Source organism: Actinomycetota bacterium, assembly GCA_030776725.1.
In the GTDB taxonomy this organism is placed as follows: domain Bacteria; phylum Actinomycetota; class Nitriliruptoria; order Nitriliruptorales; family JAHWKO01; genus JAHWKW01.
In genome coordinates this window covers 1-4,888 of the sequence record JALYHG010000281.1, presented here as the reverse complement: position 1 = coordinate 4,888, position 4,888 = coordinate 1, and the positions used below count along the sequence as shown (strand labels likewise).

Annotated in this window: 5 protein-coding genes and 1 pseudogene; all 6 read right to left on the bottom strand. The window is 72.5% G+C overall.

All coding sequences use genetic code 11. The annotated features are described in order from the left end of the window. The coding region (gene rimM / locus M3N57_13525) for a ribosome maturation factor RimM (GenBank protein ID MDP9023687.1) at positions 1–387 on the bottom strand (387 nt) is incomplete at its 3' end. Between the two features lie 2 nt (positions 388–389). After that, positions 390–629, bottom strand: coding sequence for a KH domain-containing protein (locus M3N57_13520; protein ID MDP9023686.1), 240 nt, complete (start codon positions 627–629; stop codon positions 390–392). Positions 630–958: 329 nt separating this feature from the next. Further along, positions 959–1,207, bottom strand: a pseudogene (gene rpsP / locus M3N57_13515) (30S ribosomal protein S16). A 234-nt stretch (positions 1,208–1,441) separates the two neighbouring features. Then, positions 1,442–2,347, bottom strand: a complete 906-nt coding sequence (locus M3N57_13510; protein ID MDP9023685.1) for an ROK family protein — start codon at positions 2,345–2,347, stop codon at positions 1,442–1,444. Positions 2,348–2,362: 15 nt separating this feature from the next. Beyond that, a complete protein-coding gene (ffh, locus tag M3N57_13505) occupies positions 2,363–3,820 on the bottom strand; it encodes a signal recognition particle protein (protein MDP9023684.1) in 1,458 nt (485 codons plus the stop codon). 66 nt (positions 3,821–3,886) lie between these two features. Then, on the bottom strand, positions 3,887–4,888 hold a 1,002-nt coding region (gene ftsY, locus M3N57_13500), incomplete at its 5' end, for a signal recognition particle-docking protein FtsY (GenBank protein MDP9023683.1).

The window sequence follows — 4,888 nt, the reverse complement described above, 5'->3', positions numbered from 1 at the left end:
GTCGTACTCCGCCGCCGCGGGGAGCTCGATCAGCGCGTCGACGGTGCCGAGGTCGCGACCGCGGTCGTCGACGACCGCCATCCCGACCAGCTCCGACGCGAGGTAGGTGTCGTCCTCTCGGTCCCCGCCCCGCTCGGCCTCCAGCACCGTGCCGCGGACACGCTCGGCGGCGGAACGGTCAGCGACGTCCTCGAAGGTGACCAACAGCCGTCCCTGGTGGGGACGGGAACGCACGACCGTGAACGTGCGGCCGGCCCCGTGGAGCCGTTCGCCGGGTCCCAACCGCTCCGGACGGTCCGTCAGGAGCGCAACGACGACCTCGCCGCGGATGCCGTGGGGCTTGACGATCCGCCCTACTGCGACGCGGTCGGACGGGTGGCCCGGCACCGTCAGTCGATGATCTCGACGTTGACGTTGGTGTCGCCCTCGGTCGCGGCCTTGCACACCGTCCGCAGCGCCTTGGCGGTGCGCCCCCGCTTGCCGATCACCTTCCCGACATCGTCGGGGTGGACCCGCAACTCGAGCGTGACGTTCCGGCCGCGGCCGTCCTCGACGGGCGTGACCGACACGTCATCGGGGTGGTCGACCAGCTGTTCGGCGACGAACTGCAGTAGACGCTCAGCGCTCAAGCCTCCTCCTCCGTCTCGTCGGGGGTGGTGCCACGCGAGCCGCCACCGCCGCCCCCGACCGAGGCGGCGCGCTCGTCGCCCTCACCGGGTCCGCCTTCGGTCTCGCCGCGGACCGCCTCGGTCTCGGCGACCGGTGCCGCGGTGGTGTCCTCGGGGACGCCGGGCGCGGCTTCGACCTCCTCGGGCGCCGCGGCCGCCTGCTGGGCGGGGGCGTCGCCGCCGCCGGTGACCTGCGACTGGTCCGCGGTGCGGGCCGCCTGGTCGCGCGCCTGGTCGGACGTGCGCACCGGCGTCTGGGTGCGGACCCGCTCGGGGGCCTCGCCGGACTTGAACTCGTCCCACACCCCGGCGATGCGCAGCAGGTTCTCGACCGGGTTGGTGGGTTGCGCGCCGTGGCGCAGCCAGTGCAGCGCCCGCTCGTGGTCGATCTCGACGACCGACGGGTGCGCGGTCGGGTTGTAGTGGCCGATGATCTCGATGAACCGTCCGTCGCGGGGCGAGCGGCTGTCGGCGGCCACCACCCGGAAGTAGGCGTTCTTCTTCCCACCCTCGCGACGCAGGCGGAGTTTGACAGCCATCTTCGGATCCTCGTGATCGGGCCGGCGGTCGGCCGGTGGCCGGCGCCGGCGGTGGGGCTGGCCTGTACCCACGCGGACCGATCGGTGTGGTTCCCAGGTCGGGCGGCGGGGCGGAGACAGCCGGGATGCCGTACGGCCCCGCGGGGCACGGTGCCGAGCGGGACAGTGCAGCAGCCTAACCGGTGGCGCGGCCTGCGGCGACCGCCGGCGACGTGCGCCCGATCGGTCGGGCGGTCAGCCCTCCGAGGGTGGCCACAGCCAGGCAGCGCCGCGGACGCCACTGGCGTCGCCGTGCGCCGCGCGGCGGACGGGGGTGGTGACCTCCCCACCGAACACCCATCCCGCCAGCCGTTGAGCGACGGCGCTGTAGAGCCGGTCGACGTTGGACATGCCCCCGCCCAGGACGATCACGTCGGGGTCCACGACGTTCACCACCGACGCCAGCGCGCGGGCCAGGCGGTCCTCGTAGCGGCGCAAGCTGGCGTCGGCGTCGGTGTCACCGGCTTCCGCGGCTGCGACGATGCTCTCAGCGTCGCTGCGACGGCCGGTGGCGGCGCGGTGGTCGCGTTCGAGGCCGGGACCCGACAGCCACGTCTCGACGCAGCCGTGCCGGCCGCACCAGCAGGCGGGTCCGGGGATCTCGTCGTGGCGCGCCCACGGCAGGGGGTTGTGGCCCCACTCGCCGCCGACCCCGTTCCGCCCGGTCAGGATGCGGCCGCCGATCGCCACTCCGGCGCCGGTGCCGGTGCCCACGATCGCCGCGAACACCACCTCGGCGTCGGCGCCAGCGCCGTCGGTGGCCTCTGACAGGGCCAGGCAGTTGGCATCGTTGGCGCAGCGCACGTCGCGGCCCAACGCATCGCTGACGTCGCGGGAGAAGGGCCGTCCGTTCAGCCACACCGAGTTGGCGTTCTTGATCAGGCCCGTCACGGGCGAGTGCGTCCCCGGCATGCCGATGCCGACCGTGCCGCGACGGCCGGTCTCGCCCTCGAGGCGTTCCACCAGCTCGGCGATGGTGCGGATGCTGGCGGCGTAGTCGTGGCGGGGGGTGGTGACGCGGTGGCGGGCGACGTCCTGGCCGTCGTCACCGAGCGCGACCGCTTCGATCTTGGTCCCGCCGAGGTCGACCCCGATCCGCATCGGCGGGTGCGGCGGTCAGCGCTTCTTGCGCTTGGGGGCCGGCTGCAGGCCAGGGAAGCCGCCCAGGCCACCGCCCGGCATCTGGACCTGGCCGGACTGTTGCAGCTGACGCAGCGCCTTGGCCTGGGCCATCTGACCGCGGACCGCGCCCTTGCCCCTCCCGCGGCCGTCGCCGCCCCCGGCCATCTTCATCACCGACCGCATCATCTTCTGGGCTTCTTCGAACTGCTTGACCAGCCGGTTGACGTCGGTGACGGTCGTACCCGACCCCGCCGCGACCCGTCGGCGGCGCGAGCCGTTGAGGACCTTCCTGGGATCGCGACGCTCCCGGGGGGTCATGGCCTGGATGATCGCCTCGACCCGTTTGAGCTGCGAGTCGTCGAGGTCCACGCCCTTCAACTGTTTGCCGACCCCGGGCAGCATCCCGAGCAGGTTGGTCAGTGGCCCCATCTTCTTCAGCTGCTGCAGCTGGTCGAGGAACTCCTCGAGCGTGAAGTCGCCGGAGAGCAGCGCCTCCTCCGCGCGACGGGCCTCCTCCTCGGAGTAGGTCTCCTCGGCCTTCTCGATCAGCGTGAGCATGTCACCCATGCCCAGGATCCGACCGGCCATGCGGTCGGGATGGAACTGCTCGAACTCGTCGAGCTTCTCGCCGACCGACGCGAACTTGATCGGCCGTCCGGTGACCTCCGCCACCGACAGGGCCGCGCCGCCGCGGGCGTCGCCGTCGAGCTTGGTGAGGATCACCCCGTCGAAGCCGACCTGATCGAGGAACGCCTTGGCGACGTTCACCGCCTCCTGGCCGATCATCGCGTCGATCACGAACAGCGTTTCGACCGGGTCGACGGCCGCGCGGATCGCGGCGGCCTGGTCCATCATCTCCTGGTCGACGTGGAGGCGACCGGCGGTGTCGACGATCACCACGTCACAGCCGGTGTCACCGGCGGCGCGGAGGGCGTCGCGGGCGACCGGGACCGGGTCGCCGGATTCCGTCGGGGCGTACACGTGCACCCCGCCCTGCTGGGCGAGGACGCGCAGCTGCTCAACGGCGGCGGGGCGCTGCAGATCGCAGGCGACCAGCATGGGGTGGCGGCCCTTGCGCTTGAGCTGCTGGGCGAGCTTCCCGGCGGCGGTGGTCTTCCCCGAACCTTGCAGGCCGGCCAACATGATCACCGCCGGGCGTCGTGCGCCGAGGTCGAGTGGGGCGGTGTCTTGGCCGAGCGCGCGGGTCAGTTCCTCGTTGACGGCCTTGATCACGTGCTGGGTGGGGTTGAGGGCCCGGGAGACATCCTCGCCGACCAGCTGTTCGCGGAGCCGCTGCACGAAGCGGCGGACCACCATGATGTTGACGTCCGCCTCGAGCAGCGCGAGGCGGATGTCCTTCAAGACGGCATCGACGGTCTGCTCGTCGAGCCGGCCGCGGCCACGGAGGCGGCCAAGCGCGGCCTCGAGCCGATCGGAGAGCGCGTCGAACACGACGGGTGCCCGTTCTCGTGGGGACGGTGGAGGTTCGCGCCAGCAGGGTACCGGGTGGTGTGGCCGTCAGGCCGCCGCTGCCCGGTCGGCGAAGAGCGCCTCGACGAACGCATCCGCGTCGAAGGGTGCGAGGTCGTCGATGCCTTCTCCCAGGCCGACCAGCTTGACCGGGATGCCGAGGTCGCGCTGCACGGCGACGACGATCCCGCCCTTGGACGTCCCGTCGAGCTTGGTCAGGATCAGCCCGGTGACGTCGACCGCGTCGAGGAACGCCCGTGCCTGTGTCACGCCGTTCTGACCGGTGGTCGCGTCTATCACCAGCAGCACCTCCTGGAGGTCGCCGGCTTGCTTCTCCAGGACGCGCTTGACCTTGCCCAGCTCGTCCATCAGGGCCGTCTTGTTGTGGAGACGGCCGGCCGTGTCGACCAGCAGGACGTCCGCGTCGGTGGCCTTGGCGGCGTTGTACCCGTCGTAGGCGACGGCAGCGGGGTCCGCACCGGGGTCCTTCGCGACCAGGCGCGCCGCGGCGCGCTCCGCCCACAACCCCAGCTGGTCGATCGCGGCGGCCCGGAAGGTGTCGGCTGCGGCCAGGACCACCGATCGGCCTTCGCGGGTCTCGCGGGCGGCGAGCTTCCCGATCGAGGTGGTCTTCCCGGTGCCGTTGACGCCCGTGACCAGCCACACGGTCGGTTCTTCGTGATCGGAGCGGACCAGGTCCCGTGGGCCGGCGGCCAGCAGGACACGCAGCTCGTCCTTGAGCAGTTCGATCACGCCGTCGGCGCCGGTGACACCCTCCTCCCGGGCGCGGGTGCGGACCTGTTCGACCAGCGCCAGGGACGTTGCGACACCGACGTCGGCGGCGATCAGGGTCTCCTCGAGGCCCTCCCAGGCCTCGTCGGTGATCCCCCGGCCGAACAGATCGGCGACCTGCGCGGTGAGCAGGTTCCGCGACCGCACCAGACGGCGCCGGAACCGCTCGCCGAGCGTGATCTCCTCGACCGGCGGGGCCGGGGGCGCCTCCGGCGCCGGCACGGTCGGTGCCTCGGGCGGAGCGGCGGTCTCCGGCGG